Source organism: Streptomyces sp. IBSNAI002 (assembly GCF_052244475.1).
In the GTDB taxonomy this organism is placed as follows: Bacteria; Actinomycetota; Actinomycetes; order Streptomycetales; family Streptomycetaceae; genus Streptomyces.
This window is the reverse complement of record NZ_JBQPXG010000002.1, coordinates 1,958,721-1,978,608: the sequence shown is the minus strand read 5'-3', so window position 1 is coordinate 1,978,608 and position 19,888 is coordinate 1,958,721. Positions and strand designations below refer to the sequence as shown.

Sequence of the window (19,888 nt, the reverse complement as noted above, 5' to 3'; positions counted from 1 at the left end):
TGCCGACTTTTTGCATGGTGAGGGGTTCCGCACGCACGTTTGTATCGCCACACTCGCACCGACACACCCGAGCGGACGTACCGCGCACAGAATGCAGTCCGCCACGTGGGACACCCTCACCGGGTCCGGTTCCACGCGGTTACCCTGGCCGCGTGCACCCTTGACACAGAGGGGGTGCAAAGCCGACAGCCGTCGCATCCCAGGGAGCTCAACCATGGCCTCGTTGCCGAACCCGCCCGCAGACATCCAGACCCGGGCCGATGCCCTCCGGGAGGCGCTCGCGACCCGTGTGGTCGTCGCCGACGGGGCCATGGGGACGATGCTTCAGGCGCAGGATCCCTCGATGGAGGATTTCCAGCAGCTGGAGGGTTGTAACGAGGTTCTCAACGTCACCCGCCCCGACATTGTGCGCACCGTTCACGAGGCGTACTTCGCGGTGGGTGTGGACTGTGTGGAGACGAACACCTTCGGGACGAACTTCGCCGCGCTCGCCGAGTACGACATCGCGGAGCGGAATTTCGAGCTGTCGGAGGCGGGTGCGCGCATCGCGCGTGAGGTCGCCGACGAGTTCACCGCCTCGACCGGGCAGCAGCGCTGGGTGCTGGGCTCGATGGGCCCGGGCACCAAGCTGCCGACGCTCGGCCACATCACGTACGGCAAGATCCGCGACGCGTACCAGATCAACGCGGAGGGCCTGTTGTCCGGCGGGGCGGACGCGTTGCTGGTGGAGACCACGCAGGACCTGCTCCAGACGAAGTCCTCGATCATCGGTGCCCGGCGGGCGATGGAGGCGCTGGGTGTTTGCGTGCCGCTGATCTGCTCGGTGACGGTGGAGACGACCGGCACGATGCTGCTGGGTTCGGAGATCGGTGCGGCGCTGACGGCGCTGGAGCCGCTGGGCATCGACATGATCGGCCTGAACTGCGCGACCGGTCCCGCCGAGATGAGCGAGCACCTGCGCTACCTCGCCCGCAACGCCCGCATCCCGCTCTCCTGCATGCCCAACGCCGGTCTGCCCGTCCTGACCAAGGAGGGCGCGCACTACCCGCTCAGCGCGGCGGAGCTCGCTGACGCGCAGGAGACGTTCGTCCGCGAGTACGGTCTCTCGCTGGTCGGCGGCTGCTGTGGTACGACCCCCGAGCACCTGCGGCAGGTGGTGGAGCGGGTCCGGGGCACGGCGGTTGCCGGGCGCACCCCGCAGCCGGAGCCCGGGGCCGCCTCGCTCTATCAGACGGTGCCGTTCCGCCAGGACACCTCGTATATGGCGATCGGCGAGCGGACCAACGCCAACGGGTCGAAGAAGTTCCGCGAGGCCATGCTGGAGGCCCGCTGGGACGACTGTGTGGAGATGGCCCGCGACCAGATCCGCGAGGGCGCGCACATGCTCGACCTCTGCGTCGACTATGTGGGCCGTGACGGTGTCGCGGACATGGAGGAGCTGGCGGGGCGGTTCGCGACGGCTTCGACGCTGCCGATCGTGCTGGACTCGACCGAGGTGCCGGTGATCCAGGCGGGTCTGGAGAAGCTCGGCGGCCGTGCGGTCATCAACTCGGTGAACTTCGAGGACGGTGACGGGCCGGAGTCGCGGTTCGCGAAGGTCACCGCGCTGGCGCGGGAGCACGGTGCCGCGCTGATCGCGCTGACCATCGACGAGGAGGGCCAGGCCCGCACCGTCGAGCACAAGGTCGCCATCGCCGAACGCCTGATCGGTGATCTGACGGCCAACTGGGGGATCCGCGAGTCGGACATCCTCATCGACACCCTGACCTTCACGATCTGCACGGGTCAGGAGGAGTCCCGGGGCGACGGCATCGCCACGATCGAGGCGATCCGTGAGCTGAAGCGGCGTCACCCGGACGTCCAGACCACCCTCGGCCTGTCGAACATCTCCTTCGGGCTGAACCCGGCGGCCCGTGTGCTGCTGAACTCGGTCTTCCTGGACGAGTGTGTGAAGGCCGGCCTGGATTCGGCGATCGTGCACGCGTCGAAGATCCTGCCGATCGCCCGGTTCGACGAGGAGCAGGTCACCACCGCCCTGGACCTGATCTACGACCGGCGTGCGGAGGGCTATGACCCGCTGCAGAAGCTGATGGCGTTGTTCGAGGGCGTCAACACCAAGTCGCTCAAGGCCGGCCGGGCCGAGGAGCTCCTCGCGCTGCCGCTCGACGAACGGCTCCAGCGGCGGATCATCGACGGCGAGAAGAACGGCCTGGAGGCCGATCTCGACGAGGCGCTCACGGCGCGTCCGGCGCTGGAGATCGTCAACGACACCCTCCTGGAGGGTATGAAGGTCGTTGGCGAGCTGTTCGGTTCCGGGCAGATGCAGCTGCCGTTCGTGCTCCAGTCGGCCGAGGTGATGAAGACGGCCGTGGCCTACCTCGAACCGCACATGGAGAAGACCGACGACGAGGGCAAGGGCACGATCGTGCTGGCCACCGTCCGTGGTGACGTCCACGACATCGGCAAGAACCTCGTCGACATCATCCTCACCAACAACGGCTACAACGTCGTGAACATCGGGATCAAGCAGCCGGTCTCGGCGATCCTGGAGGCCGCGCAGGAGCACAAGGCCGACGTCATCGGCATGTCGGGCCTGCTCGTGAAGTCGACCGTGATCATGAAGGAGAACCTGGAGGAGCTCAACCAGCGCAAGCTGGCCGCCGACTACCCGGTCATCCTCGGCGGAGCCGCCCTCACCCGCGCCTACGTCGAACAGGACCTCCACGAGATCTACGAGGGCGAAGTCCGCTACGCCCGCGACGCCTTCGAAGGCCTGCGCCTCATGGACGCCCTGATCGCCGTCAAGCGCGGCGTGCCGGGCGCCAGCCTCCCCGCGCTCAAGCAGCGCCGCGTCGCCAAGCGGGACGCGCCCGTCCTCCAGGCGGACGAGCCGGAGGAGCCCGGCGGCCGCTCGGACGTCTCCGTCGACAACCCGGTGCCCGCCCCGCCGTTCTGGGGCACCCGCGTGGTCAAGGGCATCCCGCTCAAGGACTACGCCTCCTGGCTCGACGAGGGCGCCCTGTTCAAGGGCCAGTGGGGCCTCAAGCAGGCCCGTGCCGGCGGTGCCACGTACGAGGAGCTCGTCGAGAGCGAGGGCCGTCCGCGACTGCGCGGCCTGCTGGAGAAGCTGCACACGGACAACCTCCTGGAGGCGGCCGTCGTCTACGGCTACTTCCCGTGCGTGTCCAAGGGAGAGGACCTGATCATCCTCGACGAGCAGGGCAACGAGCGGACCCGCTTCACCTTCCCGCGCCAGCGCCGCGGCCGCCGCCTGTGCCTCGCCGACTACTTCCGCCCCGAGGAGTCCGGCGAGACCGACGTGGTCGGCCTCCAGGTCGTCACCGTGGGCTCGAAGATCGGCGAGGCCACGGCCAAGCTGTTCGAGTCCGACTCCTACCGCGAGTACCTGGAGCTGCACGGACTCTCCGTCCAGCTGGCCGAGGCCATGGCCGAGTACTGGCACGCCCGTGTCCGCGCCGAGCTCGGATTCGGCGGCGAGGACCCGGACCAGGTCGAGGACATGTTCGACCTCAAGTACCGCGGTGCCCGCTTCTCCCTCGGCTACGGCGCCTGCCCCGACCTCGAGGACCGGGCGAAGATCGCCGACCTCCTCCAGCCGGAGCGGATCGGCGTCCACCTGTCCGAGGAGTTCCAGCTGCACCCGGAGCAGTCCACCGACGCGATCGTGATCCACCACCCCGAAGCGAAGTATTTCAACGCACGCTGAGGCGGACCGGCGTACACTGGTCGGTCCCATACAGGCCGGTCACCTGTTCCCGAGGGCACGTCCCCGCGGACGAGGTGACCGGCCTTCTCGTCCCCTGAGAGAGGCGTGCGCATGACCAGCACCGTTCCCGTCCCCGTGGTCCGTACGGCCGACGGGCACGCCCTTCAGGCGGTACTGCTGGACATGGACGGGACCCTCGTCGACACCGAGGGGTTCTGGTGGGAGATCGAAGAGGAGATCTTCAGGGAGCTCGGACACCGGCTCGAGGAGTCCTGGAGGGACGTCGTCGTCGGCGGGCCGATGAGCCGCAGCGCCGCCTTCCTGATCGAGGCCACCGGCGCCGCCATCGGCATCGCCGAGCTGAGCGTGCTCCTCAACGAGCGGTTCGAAGCCCGCATCGCCGACACGGTCCCGCTGATGCCCGGTGCCGAGCGGCTCCTGACCGAGCTGGCCCGGCACAACGTGCCGACCGCCCTGGTCTCCGCCTCGCACCGACGCGTCATCGACCAGGTCCTGCGCACCCTCGGCCGGGACCGCTTCACGATGACGGTCGCCGGGGACGAGGTGCCCCGTACCAAGCCGCACCCCGACCCGTACCTGTTCGCCGCCGGCGCCCTGGGCGCGCACCCCTCCCGGTGCGCGGTCATCGAGGACACCGCCACGGGCGTGGCCGCCGCCGAGGCCGCGGGCTGCCGGGTCGTGGCCATCCCCTCGGTCGGCCGCATCGAGGCGGCCCCCGGCCGGACGATCGTGCGCTCGCTCGAAGAGGTCGACCTGCCGTTCCTGCGGTCCCTCATCAGCCCGCTGAACTGAGCGCGCCCACCTGGCCGGGCTGACGCACCGGTACCCCTCGCATACGCTCTGTGCCGAACAGAACTCCGCAGGACCAAGGTCCCACGAGAGGATCTTCCGCGGACCACCCCGGAGGCTGAAATTCCATCCCTTCCGGGGCGGTTGTCCCAGGTGACCTTTGTCACCCGTCTGGCCCCCGAGACACCTGTCCGGGGGCCTCTTCCGCTTCCCTTGTGTCCGGATTGATCAGCTCCTGACCGAATCTGCGCGGACCTCCACATGGACAACCAGTCCGCTCCCATCACCGTGCGATTACGCCCCAAGTCCGGCCAGTTCCAGCCATCCCGTCCCGGGCCACTAGTGTCAAGCCGGGCACCGCGCCGCACCTCGGCTTCCCGGACACACACCCCTGTTCCAGGACGCAGTGGACCGATCGTCATACCACCGGCCCGATCGTTCCGCCCTGAACGGGCGACCGCCGCTACGTGCCCTTTACACCGCTTTGACGAAGTGCCGGGTACAGGGAGTTCTTCCAGCATGAACCGCAAGACCATGGTGCTGACGGCCGCGGCCGGACTGCTCACGCCCACGCTCGCCGCCTGCGGCAGCGCCAGCGGCACGGGAGCGGGATCCGGGGCGATCGTCGTCGGGACCACCGACCGGTTCGAGGCCGCCGAGACCGCCCCCGCCCCGTTCGACCCGGCGTACGCGTACGACGCCGGCGCCTGGAACGTCCTGCGCCAGACCGTCCAGACCCTGATGCACACCCCGCGCGGCGGCGGCCAGCCCGTCCCCGAAGCGGCCTCCGACTGCCGCTTCACCGATGCCGGCAACGAGAGCTACCGCTGCACCCTGCGCCCCGGTCTGAAGTTCGCGAGCGGCGACCCGCTCACCGCCAAGGACGTCAAGTTCTCCATCGACCGCGTCCTCGCCATCAAGGACGAGAACGGCCCCTCCTCGCTGCTCTCCACCCTCGACAGCGTCGAGGCCAAGAGCGCCGACACCGTCGTCTTCCACCTGAAGACCCCGGACGCCACCTTCCCGTACAAGCTCTCCACCCCGGCCACCGGCATCGTCAGCGAGAAGAACTACGACGCCAAGAAGCTCCGCGAGGGCTTCGAGGTCGACGGCTCCGGCCCGTACACGATGAAGGCCGAGGTCAAGGACCACCACCTGGTCCGCGCCGTCTTCAGCAAGAACCCGCACTACAAGGGCGACCTCAAGCTCCAGAACGACAAGGTCGAACTGCGGGCCTTCGAAGACTCCGGCGCCATGGGCAAGGCACTCACCGACGGCAAGATCCACATGGTTTCCCGGACCCTGTCGCCCGCCCAGATCACCGAGTTCGCGGCCAAGCCCCCCAAGGGCGTCAAGCTCGTCCCCATGCCCGGCCTGGAGATCCGCTACCTCGGCTTCAACACCGAGGCCCCGGTCGTCAAGGACAAGGCCGTGCGCCAGGCGCTCGCCGCCGCCGTCGACCGCGACGCCGTCATCTCCAAGGTCTACGGCAAGTCCGCGCAGCCGCTCTACTCGCTGGTCCCCACCACCGTGACCGGCCACGTCAACTCCTTCTTCAGCAAGTACGGCGAGGCCAACACCGCCAAGGCCGCCACCCTGCTGAAGGACGCCGGGACCAAGACCCCGGTCAAGCTGACGCTGCACTACACCAACGACCACTACGGCGACGGAACGGCAGCCGAGTTCGAGGCCCTCAAGGCCCAGCTGAACTCCACCCAGCTGTTCGACATCACCGTCCAGGGCAGCGACTGGGCCGACTTCCGGCCCGCGCAGAAGAACGGCGAACACGCCGCCTACGGGCTCGGCTGGTTCCCCGACTACCCGGACGCCGACAACTTCCTCGCCCCGTTCCTGGAGCAGGACAACTTCCTGGGCACGCCGTACGCCAACAGCACGGTGCGCACCAGGCTCATCCCCGAATCCCGGCGCGCCGTCGACCGCAACGTCGCCGTCCCCGCGATCACCGAGATGCAGGACATCGTCGCCGAGGACGTACCCGTCCTGCCCCTGTGGCAGGGCAAGCAGTACGTCGCCGCACGCGACGGGATCACCGGAGTGGAGTGGTCGGTCAACGCCATCTCCGACCTCCAGCTGTGGGAGCTCGGCCGCGGCGTAAGCGGCTGAACAACGGCAACGACCGGCAGCGGGTGTCGCGGGCCGGAGCAACGAAACAGTTCGACTGTGAAGGACGAATCCGTGAATCGACGTAACCAGTGGCTGGCGGCCCCGCTCGGCGCAGCCACCGCCGCCGCGCTGCTCAGCGGTTGCGGTTCGACCGATGGCTCCAACGCCGGCAGCGGCAAGGGCGTGGTCATGGGCATATCCGACAAGGTGAAGTCGGTCGACCCCGCATCGGGCTACGACCCGGGCTCCTGGCTGCTGTTCAACAACGTCTTCCAGTCGCTGCTGAGCTTCCCCAAGGGCGGCACCACCCCCGAGCCGGACGCCGCCGAGAGCTGCGGTTTCGAGGGCGGCGACAGCAAGCTGTACAAGTGCGTCCTGCGCACCGGCCTGAAGTTCAGCAACGGCCACTCCCTCACCTCGAAGGACGTCAAGTTCTCCTTCGAGCGCACCCTGAAGATCAACGACGAGAACGGCCCGGCCGTGATGCTCTCGTCCATCGCCGGAATCGACGCGCCCGACGACAGGACCGTCGTCTTCCGCCTCAAGACCTCCGACGCGACCTTCCCCAGCAAGATCGCCTCCGGCGCCGGCTCCATCGTCGACCACAGCGAGTACCCGGCCGACAAGCTGCGCACCGACAACAAGGCGATCGGCTCCGGCGTCTACAAGCTCGACTCCTTCAGCGACAAGAGCGCGAGCTTCTCGGTCAACGAGAAGTACACCGGCAAGGCCAAGGCCAAGAACACCGGCGTCACCCTGAAGTTCTTCAACGGCGACCAGGCCGGCCTCAAGTCGGTCCTGGAAAGCGGTGACGTGGACTTCGCCTTCCGCGGCCTCGCCGCCAAGGACGTCGCCGCCCTCGCCTCGGTCAAGACCGGCGACAACAAGATCGACGTCGTCCAGGGCGCCGGCGCCGAGGTCGAGCACATGGTCTTCAACGTCAACGACCCCGTCGTCGGCAAGCTGCCCGTCCGCAAGGCCATCGCCTACCTCGTGGACCGCGAGGCGCTCGTCCGCGACGTGTACGCGGGCACCGCCACCCCGCTGTACTCCATCGTCCCGGCCGGCATCGCCGGACACACCACGCCGTTCTTCGACCGCTACGGCGGCAGCCCGCAGCCCGAGAAGGCCAAGGCCGTCCTCAAGGCCGCCGGCATCAACGGCAAGGTCAAGGTCACCCTGTACTCCACCCCGTCCCGCTACGGTCCCTCCACCGACCAGCAGTTCGAGGTCATCGCCAAGCAGCTCAACGACAGCGGCCTGTTCGAGGCCGAGATGAAGTCCGTCGAGTACGAGCAGTACGAGAAGGACATCCACGACGGCAAGTACGGCATCTACGTGAAGGGCTGGGTCCCGGACTACCCGGACGCCGACAACTTCACCCAGCCGTTCTTCGGCCCGGGCAACGTCCTCGGCAACAACTACGACAACAAGGAGATCAGCGGGACCATCATCCCGTCGACCTCCGCGAAGTCCGACCGCACCGCTGCCAACACGGACTACGACCGCCTCCAGGACATCGTCGCCGACGAGGTCCCGATCCTCCCGCTCTGGCAGGGCAAGCAGTACGCCGTCACCCGCCAGAACGTGACCGGCCTCCAGTGGTCCCTCGACGCCTCGACCGTCTTCCGCTTCTGGGAGATCAGCAAGGGCTGACCGGCCCCCGAGGCCACGCACCACGGGCCGGCGACCGCACCACGCGGTTGCCGGCCCGTTCGCGCGAGGCCTTCCCCTGCGGCCCCGTCCCGCTACTGCGCGCCGGGACGGACCAGACCGCTCTCGTACGCGTACACCGCCGCCTGCACCCGGTCGCGCAGACCCAGCTTCGTCAGCACGTGCCCCACGTGCGTCTTGACCGTGGTCTCACTGACGAACAGGTCCGCCGCGATCTCCGCGTTCGACAGCCCGCGGGCCACCAGCTTCAGCACCTCCACCTCGCGCTCGGTCAGCGTCCCCAACGCGTTCGGCAGGCTCTCATCGCCCGACGGCAGATGCCCCGCGTACTTGTCCAGCAGCCGGCGCGTGATGCTCGGCGCGAGCATCGCCTCGCCCGCCGCCACCACCCGGATCGCCTGCACCAGCTCATTGGCCGGCGCGTCCTTCAGCAAGAAACCGCTGGCCCCCGCCCGCAGCGCCTCCACCACGTACTCGTCCAGGTCGAACGTGGTCAGTACGAGCACCTTCGCTGGGCCGTCCCGGCCCGGACCGGTGATCTGCCGGGTCGCCTCCACCCCGTCCATCCGCGGCATCCGGATGTCCATCAGCACCACGTCCGGCTGCAGCGCGCGCACCTGGTCCAGCGCCTGCAGACCGTCCCCGGCCTCGCCGACCACCGCCAGGTCACCCTCCGCCTCCAGGATCATCCGGAAACCGGTGCGCAGCAGGGGCTGGTCGTCGACCAGCAGGACGCGGATCGCCACGGGGTCTACCTCTATTCGTCGGACGGCTTCGGCGGACCCCGCCCATTGTGCCCTGAGGGAACGATCAGGAATCCGCCGGGCGGACCTCCGCCCCGGCCCGCGGCACGATCGTCAGCGGATAGACCGGGGGAGTACCCCCGAACTCCGGACACACCGCCTGGTGATCGCACCAGCCGCACAGCTTCGTCGGCCGCGGCCGCCAGTCGCCGCTCTCCGTCGCCTCCCGGATCGCGTCCCACAGCGCCAGCAGCTTGCGCTCCACCCGCTCCAGATCGGCCACCACCGGGTCGTACGTCAGCACGTCCCCACTGCCCAGGTACACCAGCTGGAGCCGCTGCGGCACCACCTGCCTCAGCCGCCACACCACCAGCGCGTAGAACTTCATCTGGAACAGGGCGCCCTCCGCGTACTGCGGCCGCGGCGCCTTGCCCGTCTTGTAGTCGACGATCCGCACCTCACCCGTCGGCGCGACATCCACCCGGTCGATGATCCCGCGCAGCCGCAGCCCCGACTCCAGCTCCGTCTCCACGAAGAACTCCCGCTCCACCGGCTCCAGCCGCGTCGGGTCCTCCAGCGTGAACCACCGGTCCACCAGCGCCTCGGCCTCCGACAGCCACCGCGCCAGCCCCTCCCCCTCGTCCCCCTCCGGGAACAGCTCCGTCAGCTCCGGCTTCGACTCCAGCAGCCGGTCCCACTGCCCCGGAATCAGCGCCTTCGCCCGCGGCGCCGTCCGCTCCTGCGCCGGATGGTCGAAGAGCCGCTCCAGCACGGCGTGCACCAGCGTCCCGCGGGTGGCGGCCGCACTCGGCTTCTCCGGCAGCTTGTCGATCACCCGGAACCGGTACAGCAGCGGGCACTGCATGAAATCGCTCGCCCGCGAAGGGGAGAGCGAAGTGGGCCGTGCGGCGCCGGGCGCCACCTCGACCGGACCGTCACCGGAGCTCGTCGTCATGCACAAAACCCTACGACCCACCACGGACAGCACGCGCATACCATCGACGCAAAGGCCCCTCGCACTGCATGATCGAGGCATCACACCGCGCCACAGCACGACGCGAGCCGCCCGCAAAGACACCCCCGGACACCCTCCGAGGCCCCGAGAACGAAGGACAGACGTGGCAGACACCGACGAAACCGGCGAGCGCGCAGGACGGCGCTCCGGACCGGGCGGCGGACTCCTCATGGGCCGCCCCTTCGGCGTACCCGTCTACGTCTCGCCCAGCTGGTTCCTCGTCGCCGCCCTCATCACCTGGGTCTTCGGCGACCAGCTCGACCGGATCCTCCCCGACCTCGGCCCCGTCCGCTACCTCGTCTCCCTCTTCTTCGCGGTCGCCTTCTACGCCTCCGTCCTCGTCCACGAGCTCGCCCACACCGTCGCCGCCCTCCGCTTCAAGCTCCCCGTGCGCCGCATCCAGCTCCAGTTCTTCGGCGGAGTCTCCGAGATCGAGAAGGAATCCGAGACCCCCGGCCGCGAATTCGTCCTCGCCTTCGTCGGCCCCCTGCTCTCCCTCCTGCTCGCCGGAGCCTTCTACCTCGGCATGAAGGCCGTCGACCCCGCCACCGTCCCCGGCGTCCTCCTCGCGGGCCTGATGATCTCCAACCTGCTCGTCGCCGCCTTCAACCTGCTCCCCGGCCTCCCCCTCGACGGCGGCCGCATGCTCCGCGCCGTCATCTGGGGCATCACCGGCAAGCCCATGACCGGCACCATCGCCGCCGCCTGGATCGGCCGCGCCCTCGCCGTCGCCGTCCTCCTCGGCCTGCCCCTCCTCACCCACACCGGGATCGTCGGCAACCGCACCACCGAAATCGGCGGCATCGACACCGTCATGGACGCCCTGCTCGCCGCGATCCTCGCCGCCATCATCTGGACCGGCGCCGGCAACAGCCTGCGCATGGCCCGCCTGCGCGAACACCTCCCCGGACTGCGCGCCCGCACCCTCACCCGCCGCGCCATCCCCGTCGAGAGCGCCACCCCCCTCTCCGAAGCCCTGCGCCGCGCCACCGAAGCCGGCGCCCGCGCCCTCGTCGTCGTCGACGGCCACGGAGACCCCACCGCCATCGTCCGCGAGACCGCCATCGCCTCCGTCCCCGAACACCGCCGCCCCTGGGTCGCCGTCAGCGGCCTCGCCCAGGACCTCACCAACGGCATGAAGGTTTCCGCGGACCTCACCGGCGAACAGCTCCTCGACCACCTCCGCGCCACCCCCGCCACCGAGTACCTCGTCCTCGAACCCACCGGCGAGATCTACGGCGTCCTGTCCACCGCCGACGTCGAAAGGGCCTTCGTGAAGGCCATGGCACGGCCCCAGTCCTGAAGCCAATACACTGGTCACATGTCCGAACCGACCGGTGCCGCCCGCCGACGCGGGCCCTTCGAGGTCGGGGACCAGGTACAGCTCACCGACCCCAAGGGCCGCCACTACACGTTCACGCTCGAAGCAGGGAAGAATTTCCACACCCACAAGGGTTCCTTCCCGCACGACGAGCTGATCGGTGCTCCCGAAGGCAGTGTTGTCCGCACCACGGGGAACGTCGCCTACCTCGCGCTGCGCCCCCTGCTCCCCGACTATGTCCTGTCCATGCCCCGCGGCGCCGCCGTGGTCTACCCCAAGGACGCGGGCCAGATCCTGGCCTTCGCCGACATCTTCCCCGGCGCACGCGTCGTGGAAGCAGGAGTGGGCTCCGGCTCCCTGAGCAGCTTCCTGCTGCGCGCCATCGGCGACCAGGGCATGCTCCACAGCTACGAGCGCCGCGCGGACTTCGCCGAGATCGCCACCGCCAACGTCGAGCGCTACTTCGGCGGCCCGCACCCCGCGTGGCAGCTGACCGTCGGCGACCTCCAGGACAACCTGTCCGACACCGACGTCGACCGCGTCATCCTCGACATGCTCGCCCCCTGGGAGTGCCTCGAGGCCGTCTCCAAGGCCCTGGTCCCCGGCGGCATCCTCTGCTGCTACGTGGCCACCACCACCCAGCTGTCCAAGACCGTCGAGTCCATCCGCGAGATCGGCTGCTTCGCCGAGCCGCAGCCGTGGGAATCGATGATCCGCAACTGGCACGTCGAAGGCCTCGCCGTCCGACCCGACCACCGCATGATCGGCCACACCGGCTTCCTCGTCACCGCCCGCCGCCTCGCGGACGGCGTCGAGCCCCCCATGCGCCGCCGCCGCCCCGCCAAGGGCGCCTACGGCGAGGACTACGACGGCCCCGGCAGCGACCGCTCCGCATAGCTGCCGATCCGAGCCCGCCCGCCCAACACGAAGGCGCTGTGACGCAGTTCCCCCGACCATCCGGGAACTGCGCCACAGCGCCTTTTCGTTGTTGCGGGTACCGGCACCGGACCCGCCCGTTCCACCTCAGTGTGAGGTGTGGCACGATGCTGGCTCCCCGTCACCCTTCGCACAGGAGACACCCCGCGTGCTGCACAGCCCCGCAGAGCTGGAGCCGACGACCCCGGAAACCCTGGCGCACAGCCACGCCCGGCCCGTCCACTGGCTCGCCACGGCCACCGCCATGGCCGCCGTCATAGCCACCGCGGGACTCGTCCAGCCGGCCACCGGCACCCCGGCGGCCCCCGCGGAGCCCCAGGCGAACGGCCCGCAGGCCACCGCACCCGACGCCGCCGCGGTCACCTACCCGCTCGACTGCAAGGGCGCCCCCCAGACCGTCACCGCCACCGCCCAGGGCGACCTCGACGGCGACGGCCGCCCCGAGACCGTGGCCGCCGTCCGCTGCGAGGCGGGCTCCGGGACCCCGCCCCACGCCATCTACGTGCTCACCCAGGCGGCACCCGGCAAGGCCGCCCCCGACGCGGCCGGACCCCGCGTCGTGGCCACCCTCCTCGATGCCGGACAGCGGCAGAACGCCACCGACCTCACCGTGCGCGACGGCGTCGTCACCGCCACCCTCCTCGGCTACTCCTCGCCCGAGGTCCCGCGCTACAGCCCCGACGTGAAGAAGCTCGCCAAGTGGCGCTGGACCGGCGGAAAATTCCGCCAGGAGCTGACGGACTCGACCGCCAGGAGTGTTTGAAGCGTCACTCGGCGTCGGGGCCGAAGACTTCCACCCTGTCCGAAACGCGCCTTACGTGAATACAGTCACCCGGACATTCCTTCGCCGAGTCCACCACGTCCTGGAGCAGCGTCAGCGGAACCGGAGTGGTCGCCCCCGCCTCCTGCAGCAGCTCGTCCTCCGGGCTCTTCACGTACGCCAGACCATCGATGTCCAGCTCGAACACCTCCGGCGCGTACTGCGCGCAGATCCCGTCCCCGGTGCAGAGGTCCTGGTCGATCCAGACCTCCAGCGGCTCCCCGGCCTCGCCGGTACCGCCCGTCGGAGCCTCCTGCTGCACGGTCATATCTCCTGCCGTTCCCTGCGCTCAGTGATCCATCCCGCTCACTCCTCGCGGCAAGTCGCGCGAGCTCTGACGGGTGTTGAACACTTCGACCTTACAACCGGCCGCTTTCAGATGTTCATGGGTGGGTATTTCCTTGGCGAGAGGGAGTACGCAAGGGTGAAGATCGGACACACCCCTACCGTCTTTGTGATCTAGGGGTTTCAATCACCACCAGCCCAGGTAGGGTCAGGAAGCGTCCAGCTCCCCTTGGAGGAGGTGAGGACCGTGGCAGCCCACGACGACGACATCAACCGCGGCATCCGGCCCGGGCGAGGGTCTGAGGACCCCGCCGGCCAGGTTGCCTATCTCGAGCAGGAAATCGCCGTCCTGCGACGCAAGCTCGCCGACTCTCCGCGACACACGAGGATTCTCGAAGAGCGGATCATCGAGCTCCAGACGAATCTGGCCGGCGTCTCCGCGCAAAACGAACGACTGGCGAACACCCTCCGTGAGGCCCGCGACCAAATCGTGGCCCTCAAGGAAGAAGTCGACCGGCTCGCACAGCCGCCGGCCGGCTTCGGTGTCTTCCTGCAGGCCAACGAGGACGGCACCGTCGACATCTTCACCGGAGGCCGAAAGCTCCGCGTGAACGTCAGTCCCAGCGTCGAACCGGAAGACCTCCGGCGCGGCCAGGAGGTCATGCTCAACGAAGCGCTCAACGTGGTCGAGGCCATGGAATTCGAGCGGGCCGGGGACATCGTCACCCTCAAGGAGATCCTTGAGGACGGCGAGCGCGCCCTGGTGGTCGGGCACACCGACGAGGAAAGGGTGGTGAGGCTCGCCGAGCCGCTCCTGGACATCACCATCCGCCCCGGCGACGCCCTGCTGCTCGAACCCCGCTCCGGCTACGTCTACGAGGTCGTCCCCAAGAGCGAGGTCGAAGACCTCGTCCTCGAAGAGGTCCCCGACATCGACTACGAGAAGATCGGCGGCCTGGGCGACCAGATCGAGCTGATCCGCGACGCGGTCGAGCTCCCGTACCTCTACCCCGACCTCTTCAAGGAACACGAACTGCGGCCCCCGAAGGGCATCCTGCTCTACGGCCCGCCCGGCTGCGGCAAGACGCTCATCGCCAAGGCCGTCGCCAACTCCCTTGCCAAGAAGGTCGCCGAAGTGACCGGACAGGCAGCCGGGAAGTCGTACTTCCTGAACATCAAGGGACCCGAACTCCTCAACAAGTACGTCGGCGAGACCGAGCGGCACATCCGCCTCGTCTTCCAGCGTGCCCGTGAGAAGGCCAGCGAGGGCACCCCCGTCATCGTCTTCTTCGACGAGATGGAGTCCCTCTTCCGCACCCGCGGATCCGGCGTCAGCTCGGACGTGGAGAACACCATCGTCCCGCAGCTCCTCGCCGAGATCGACGGTGTGGAAGGCCTGGAGAACGTCATCGTCATCGGCGCCTCCAACCGCGAGGACATGATCGACCCGGCCATCCTGCGCCCCGGACGCCTCGACGTGAAGATCAAGATCGAGCGCCCGGACGCCGAGGCCGCGAAGGACATCTTCGCGAAGTACCTCAAGGCCTCGCTGCCCCTGCACACGGACGACCTGTCCGAACACCAGGGCTCCACGGCGAGCACCGTCCACAGCATGATCCAGACCGTCGTCGAGCAGATGTACGCCGAAACCGAGGAGAACCGCTTCCTCGAGGTCACGTACGCCAACGGCGACAAGGAAGTCCTCTACTTCAAGGACTTCAACTCGGGCGCCATGATCCAGAACATCGTGGACCGTGCGAAGAAGATGGCCATCAAGGCCTTCCTCGAGCACAACCAGAAGGGCCTGCGCGTCTCCCACCTCCTCCAGGCATGCGTGGACGAGTTCAAGGAGAACGAGGACCTGCCCAACACCACCAACCCCGACGACTGGGCCCGGATCTCCGGAAAGAAGGGCGAGCGGATCGTATTCATCCGCACGCTCGTCACCGGAAAGCAGGGCGCGGACACCGGACGCTCCATCGACACGGTGGCGAACACCGGTCAGTACCTCTGATCGAGCGGAGCGGCTGCGGATGCCCTCCCCGGGCATCCGCAGCCGACTGCTTTGCCGACTGATTTTCAGCCGGTGACGAGGCGAATCCAATGACGGAAATGATCTCCCCACGAGCGCGGAGTGGTTCTAGGCTCTTCCGTACCGCCCGACGCGCAGTGCGGGGACGGGCACCGCACCAGAAGACGCAACGGAGCACCAGCGGTACTTGAGCGCCGCTCCCGAAGGGGAACGCCGCCGGGCAAGGAGGGCCGCATGACCGTACGGCGAGTAATGGGGATCGAGACGGAGTACGGGATCTCCGTCCCGGGGCACCCGAACGCCAATGCCATGCTCACCTCGTCCCAGATCGTCAACGCCTACGCGGCGGCGATGCACCGGGCGCGCCGCGCCCGCTGGGACTTCGAGGAGGAGAACCCGCTGCGGGACGCCCGCGGCTTCGACCTCGCCCGCGAGGCCGCCGACACCAGCCAGCTGACCGACGAGGACATCGGCCTCGCCAACGTCATCCTCACGAACGGCGCACGCCTCTACGTCGACCACGCACACCCCGAATACAGCTCGCCGGAGATCACCAATCCGCTCGACGCCGTGCTCTGGGACAAGGCCGGCGAACGGATCATGGCCGAGGCCGCCGTCAGGGCCGCCCAGCTCCCCGGCGCCCAGCCGATCCACCTCTACAAGAACAACACCGACAACAAGGGCGCCTCCTACGGCACCCACGAGAACTACCTGATGAAGCGGGAGACCCCCTTCTCGGAGATCGTGCGCCACCTGACCCCCTTCTTCGTCTCCCGCCAGGTCGTGACCGGCGCGGGACGCGTCGGGATCGGCCAGGACGGCCGCGAACACGGCTTCCAGATCAGCCAGCGCGCCGACTACTTCGAAGTCGAGGTCGGCCTGGAGACCACCCTGAAGCGGCCCATCATCAACACCCGCGACGAACCGCACTCGGACGCCGAGAAGTACCGCCGCCTGCACGTGATCATCGGCGACGCGAACCTGTCCGAGATCTCCACGTACCTCAAGCTCGGCACCACCGCCCTGGTCCTGTCCATGATCGAGGACGGGTTCATCACCGCCGACCTCGCCATCGACCAGCCGGTGCGCACCCTCCACCAGGTCTCGCACGACCCGGACCTGAAGCACCTCATCACGCTGCGCAGCGGCCGGACGCTGACCGCCGTACAACTCCAGATGGAGTACTTCGAGCTGGCCAGGAAGTACGTGGAGGAACGGTTCGGGTCGGACGTGGACGACCAGACCGCGGACGTGCTGACCCGCTGGGAGGACGTGCTGGGCCGGCTGGAGACCGACCCGATGAGCCTGTCGGGTGAGCTCGACTGGATCGCCAAACGAGAGATCCTGGAGGGCTACCGGCGCCGGGACGGGCTGGGCTGGGACGCGGCGCGGCTGCACCTGGTGGACCTCCAGTACTCGGACGTACGCCCGGAGAAGGGCCTGTACAACCGCCTGGTGGCCCGCGGCAAGATGCAGCGGCTGGTGACCGAGCCGGACGTGGAGCGGGCCCGGAGCAAGCCGCCGGAGGACACCAGGGCGTACTTCCGCGGGCGCTGCCTGGAGCAGTACGCGGACGACGTGGCCGCGGCCTCCTGGGACTCGGTGATCTTCGACCTCCCGGGCCACGACTCGCTCCAGCGGGTCCCGACGCTGGAGCCCCTGCGGGGGACCCGGGCGCACGTGAAGGAGCTCCTGGACCGGTGCCGCACGGCGGAGGATCTGGTGCGGGTGCTTTCGGGGCGCTGAGCGGGGCCTGAAAGGCCTCCGGTCCGGGAATCATGAAGACAGCCGGACGTTGTGAAAGTACGAGGACGAATGTCAGACCCTCCTTGTAGGGTCGGACGTAGGGTCTGATCTTGAGGGATCCCGAATTCCCGGGGTCCCTCGACGTGAGCGTGCGAACCGAGCGGGGTGAGGTAGACATGGCGACCAAGGACACCGGCGGCGGACAGCAGAAGGCGACGCGCTCGACCGAGGAGGTCGAGGAGGCGGCGGTCGAGGAATCGACCGACCTCAAGGAGCGCCAGGAAAAGCTCTCCGACGACGTCGACTCCGTACTTGACGAGATTGACGATGTACTCGAGGAAAATGCCGAGGACTTCGTTCGGAGTTTCGTACAAAAAGGCGGCGAGTAGCCTTCGAATCTAAGGTGAACTCGCCAGCATTGGCTCCATGTCCAATGGAACGAAGTGGTGTCGCGGCTGTAGCCGGGACGTGCCGCTGAGCGGATTCGCCCTTGACCGGAATCGCGGCGACGGCCTTCAGCCGAGGTGCCGGGAGTGCGTGGCGGAGTACAGCGCCGCGCACTACCGGCGCCGTCAGGCGGCCAGAGGCAAGGTCGTCAAAGAGAAAGTGGATGTCCCGGCCGGCCACAAGCTCTGCCGGCAGTGTGGTGAGGTCAAGCCTCACAGCGAGTGGCACAAGAACGCGTCGGCGTCTGACGGCTTATCCACTCGGTGCAAGGCGTGCAGGGCAATCCAGGGCCGGGCAGGCCACTTGAAGCGTTCGTACGGCATCACCGAGGCTCAGCGCGACGAGATGATCGTCGCTCAGGGCGGAGTCTGCGTGATCTGTCAGATGGCTCCGGCCGAGCACGTTGATCACGATCATCAGACGGGTAAGGTCCGAGGCGTACTGTGCTTCAGCTGTAACGCAGCCTTGGGGCAGTTCAAGGATCGGCCGGACGTCATACGGCGTGCAGCCGCTTACGTGGAAGGAAACCTGTGGAACCCAACACTCGTAGCACAGGGCGTCTACCGGCAGCCTTCCTGACGCCGGGGTCGTCGTCCTTCATGGACTTCCTGGGCGCGCACTCGCCCGAGATGCTGCCCGGCAACCGCAAGCTGCCGGAGGGCGTGGTCGAGGCGCCGCACGGGACGACCATCGTGGCCGCCACCTTCCCCGGCGGGGTCGTCCTCGCCGGTGACCGGCGGGCGACCATGGGGAACATGATCGCGCAGCGGGACATCGAGAAGGTGTTCCCGGCCGACGAGTACTCCGCCGTCGGCATCGCCGGTACGGCCGGCCTGGCCGTGGAGATGGTGAAGCTGTTCCAGCTCGAGCTGGAGCACTTCGAGAAGGTGGAGGGGACGACCCTCTCGCTGGAGGGCAAGGCGAACCGCCTGTCCACCATGATCCGGAGCAATCTGGGCATGGCCATGCAGGGACTGGCCGTCGTACCGCTCTTCGCGGGGTACGACGAGGCCAAGGAGAAGGGCCGGATCTTCTCCTACGACGTGACGGGCGGTCGCTCCGAGGAGCACGGCTACGCCGCCACCGGGTCGGGGTCGATCTTCGCCCGCGGTTCGATGAAGAAGCTCTTCCGCCCGGATCTGACGGAGGAGCAGGCCACCACGCTGGTCGTGCAGGCGCTGTACGACGCCGCCGACGACGACTCGGCGACCGGTGGGCCGGACCTGTACCGCCACATCTATCCGATCGTCACCGTCATCACGGACGAGGGATTCCGCAGGCTGACGGACGAGGAGTCGCAGGAACTCGCCCGTACGGTCACCAACCGCCGTCTCGAGCAGCCCGACGGCCCGCGCGCCGCCCTGCTCTGACCATCCGTCTCCCTGTAGGAGCCCAGAAGAAAGGGACGGACAGCCGGTGTCGACTCCGTTCTATGTGTCACCCCAGCAGGCCATGGCCGACCGGGCGGAATACGCCCGGAAGGGCATCGCGCGCGGCCGCAGCCTCGTCGTGCTGCAGTACGCCGACGGCATCGTGTTCGTCGGCGAGAACCCGTCCCGTGCGCTGCACAAGTTCAGCGAGATCTACGACCGGATCGGCTTCGCGGCCGCCGGCAAGTACAACGAGTACGAGAACCTGCGGATCGGCGGTGTGCGCTACGCGGATCTGCGCGGCTACACCTACGACCGTGACGACGTGACGGCCCGTGGGCTGGCGAACGTGTACGCGCAGACGCTCGGCACGATCTTCTCCAGTGCCGGGGAGAAGCCGTACGAGGTGGAGCTGGTGGTGGCCGAGGTCGGTGCGACCGCGGCCGGGGACCAGATCTACCGGCTTCCGCACGACGGGTCGATCGTGGACGAGCACGGTTCGGTCGCGGTCGGCGGCAACGCGGAGCAGATCAGCACCTTCCTGGACCAGCGGCACCAGGACGGGATGACCCTGTCGGAGGCGCTGAAGCTGGCGGTGCAGGCGTTGTCCAGCCAGGCCAACGGCGCGGACAAGGCGATTCCGGCGGAGCGGCTGGAGGTCGCGGTGCTGGACCGGACGCGGTCGCAGCAGCGGAAGTTCAAGCGGATCCGGGGCCGGCAGCTGTCGAGGCTGCTGGAGGCGGACGTTCCGGCGGCGGCGCAGGCCGATGCCGTGTCGAACGACGAGGCTCCGGAGGACGAGGCGGAGTAGTAGCCGCCGGTTCGTGTGAGGCCCCGG

At 68.4% G+C, this 19,888-nt stretch carries 16 protein-coding genes; 13 read left to right on the top strand and 3 right to left on the bottom strand.

All coding sequences use genetic code 11. The features are described from left to right. Window positions 1-214 precede the first annotated feature (214 nt). The 4 genes from metH (at window position 215) to ACTVZO_RS09655 (ending at window position 8,317) form a co-directional block, all read left to right on the top strand. On the top strand, window positions 215-3,727 hold the full coding sequence (gene metH, locus ACTVZO_RS09670; RefSeq protein WP_443297986.1) for a methionine synthase: 3,513 nt from the start codon (window positions 215-217) through the stop codon (window positions 3,725-3,727). A gap of 111 nt (window positions 3,728-3,838) precedes the next feature. Next, window positions 3,839-4,540 (top strand): HAD family hydrolase, encoded by a 702-nt coding sequence (locus tag ACTVZO_RS09665; protein ID WP_443297985.1) that lies wholly within the window; start codon window positions 3,839-3,841, stop codon window positions 4,538-4,540. A 516-nt stretch (window positions 4,541-5,056) separates the two neighbouring features. After that, window positions 5,057-6,661 carry an ABC transporter substrate-binding protein gene (locus ACTVZO_RS09660; protein ID WP_443297984.1) on the top strand — a complete coding sequence of 535 codons (1,605 nt, stop codon included), beginning with the start codon at window positions 5,057-5,059 and terminating at the stop codon, window positions 6,659-6,661. Between the two features lie 72 nt (window positions 6,662-6,733). Next, window positions 6,734-8,317: an ABC transporter substrate-binding protein gene (locus tag ACTVZO_RS09655; RefSeq protein ID WP_443297983.1), complete on the top strand. Its 1,584-nt coding sequence runs from the start codon at window positions 6,734-6,736 to the stop codon at window positions 8,315-8,317. 92 nt (window positions 8,318-8,409) lie between these two features. On the opposite strand, the gene ACTVZO_RS09650 is transcribed toward ACTVZO_RS09655, so the two are convergent. Both ACTVZO_RS09650 and ACTVZO_RS09645 read right to left on the bottom strand, forming a co-directional pair. Further along, entirely contained in the window at window positions 8,410-9,081 is a 672-nt protein-coding gene (locus ACTVZO_RS09650) for a response regulator (RefSeq protein ID WP_443297982.1), read from the bottom strand. 64 nt (window positions 9,082-9,145) lie between these two features. After that, window positions 9,146-10,033: a RecB family exonuclease gene (locus ACTVZO_RS09645; protein ID WP_443297981.1), complete on the bottom strand. Its 888-nt coding sequence runs from the start codon at window positions 10,031-10,033 to the stop codon at window positions 9,146-9,148. A gap of 163 nt (window positions 10,034-10,196) precedes the next feature. Between ACTVZO_RS09645 and ACTVZO_RS09640 the strand changes: the two genes are divergently transcribed. The 3 genes from ACTVZO_RS09640 (at window position 10,197) to ACTVZO_RS09630 (ending at window position 13,113) form a co-directional block, all read left to right on the top strand. After that, on the top strand, window positions 10,197-11,396 hold the full coding sequence (locus tag ACTVZO_RS09640; protein ID WP_443297980.1) for a site-2 protease family protein: 1,200 nt from the start codon (window positions 10,197-10,199) through the stop codon (window positions 11,394-11,396). A gap of 18 nt (window positions 11,397-11,414) precedes the next feature. Continuing rightward, window positions 11,415-12,311, top strand: coding sequence for a tRNA (adenine-N1)-methyltransferase (locus ACTVZO_RS09635; RefSeq protein WP_030016358.1), 897 nt, complete (start codon window positions 11,415-11,417; stop codon window positions 12,309-12,311). Between the two features lie 208 nt (window positions 12,312-12,519). Next, entirely contained in the window at window positions 12,520-13,113 is a 594-nt protein-coding gene (locus ACTVZO_RS09630) for a hypothetical protein (RefSeq protein WP_443303097.1), read from the top strand. A gap of 4 nt (window positions 13,114-13,117) precedes the next feature. Here the strand turns inward: ACTVZO_RS09630 and ACTVZO_RS09625 are convergent, their stop codons facing one another. Then, the gene (locus tag ACTVZO_RS09625) at window positions 13,118-13,438 is read right to left on the bottom strand and encodes a ferredoxin (protein WP_384227875.1); all 321 of its coding nucleotides are present in this window, start codon (window positions 13,436-13,438) and stop codon (window positions 13,118-13,120) included. A gap of 264 nt (window positions 13,439-13,702) precedes the next feature. On the opposite strand from ACTVZO_RS09625, the gene arc reads away from it, so the two are divergent. The 6 genes from arc (at window position 13,703) to prcA (ending at window position 19,861) form a co-directional block, all read left to right on the top strand. After that, window positions 13,703-15,469, top strand: coding sequence for a proteasome ATPase (arc, locus tag ACTVZO_RS09620; protein WP_384227878.1), 1,767 nt, complete (start codon window positions 13,703-13,705; stop codon window positions 15,467-15,469). Window positions 15,470-15,721: 252 nt separating this feature from the next. Continuing rightward, entirely contained in the window at window positions 15,722-17,233 is a 1,512-nt protein-coding gene (gene dop, locus ACTVZO_RS09615) for a depupylase/deamidase Dop (RefSeq protein ID WP_443297979.1), read from the top strand. A 176-nt stretch (window positions 17,234-17,409) separates the two neighbouring features. Next, window positions 17,410-17,622 (top strand): ubiquitin-like protein Pup, encoded by a 213-nt coding sequence (locus ACTVZO_RS09610; protein WP_030233608.1) that lies wholly within the window; start codon window positions 17,410-17,412, stop codon window positions 17,620-17,622. Between the two features lie 37 nt (window positions 17,623-17,659). Further along, window positions 17,660-18,259 (top strand): endonuclease VII domain-containing protein, encoded by a 600-nt coding sequence (locus ACTVZO_RS09605; RefSeq protein WP_443297978.1) that lies wholly within the window; start codon window positions 17,660-17,662, stop codon window positions 18,257-18,259. After that, on the top strand, window positions 18,211-19,050 hold the full coding sequence (gene prcB, locus ACTVZO_RS09600) for a proteasome subunit beta (protein ID WP_150256696.1): 840 nt from the start codon (window positions 18,211-18,213) through the stop codon (window positions 19,048-19,050). The genes ACTVZO_RS09605 and prcB overlap by 49 nt, the downstream gene beginning before the upstream one ends. Before the next feature lie 46 nt (window positions 19,051-19,096). Continuing rightward, window positions 19,097-19,861 carry a proteasome subunit alpha gene (gene prcA, locus ACTVZO_RS09595; protein WP_384227884.1) on the top strand — a complete coding sequence of 255 codons (765 nt, stop codon included), beginning with the start codon at window positions 19,097-19,099 and terminating at the stop codon, window positions 19,859-19,861. Window positions 19,862-19,888: the final 27 nt, after the last annotated feature.

What these genes read in the sequence shown, in the direction of transcription:
- ACTVZO_RS09610 (WP_030233608.1), top strand. Translation starts at nt 17,410, where the DNA reads ATGGCGACCAAGGACACCGGCGGCGGACAGCAGAAGGCGACGCGCTCG.
- ACTVZO_RS09605 (WP_443297978.1), top strand. Translation starts at nt 17,660, where the DNA reads ATGTCCAATGGAACGAAGTGGTGTCGCGGCTGTAGCCGGGACGTGCCG.
- ACTVZO_RS09645 (WP_443297981.1), bottom strand. Translation starts at nt 10,033, where the DNA reads ATGACGACGAGCTCCGGTGACGGTCCGGTCGAGGTGGCGCCCGGCGCC.
- metH (WP_443297986.1), top strand. Translation starts at nt 215, where the DNA reads ATGGCCTCGTTGCCGAACCCGCCCGCAGACATCCAGACCCGGGCCGAT.
- ACTVZO_RS09660 (WP_443297984.1), top strand. Translation starts at nt 5,057, where the DNA reads ATGAACCGCAAGACCATGGTGCTGACGGCCGCGGCCGGACTGCTCACG.
- dop (WP_443297979.1), top strand. Translation starts at nt 15,722, where the DNA reads ATGACCGTACGGCGAGTAATGGGGATCGAGACGGAGTACGGGATCTCC.
- ACTVZO_RS09635 (WP_030016358.1), top strand. Translation starts at nt 11,415, where the DNA reads ATGTCCGAACCGACCGGTGCCGCCCGCCGACGCGGGCCCTTCGAGGTC.
- ACTVZO_RS09665 (WP_443297985.1), top strand. Translation starts at nt 3,839, where the DNA reads ATGACCAGCACCGTTCCCGTCCCCGTGGTCCGTACGGCCGACGGGCAC.
- ACTVZO_RS09625 (WP_384227875.1), bottom strand. Translation starts at nt 13,438, where the DNA reads ATGACCGTGCAGCAGGAGGCTCCGACGGGCGGTACCGGCGAGGCCGGG.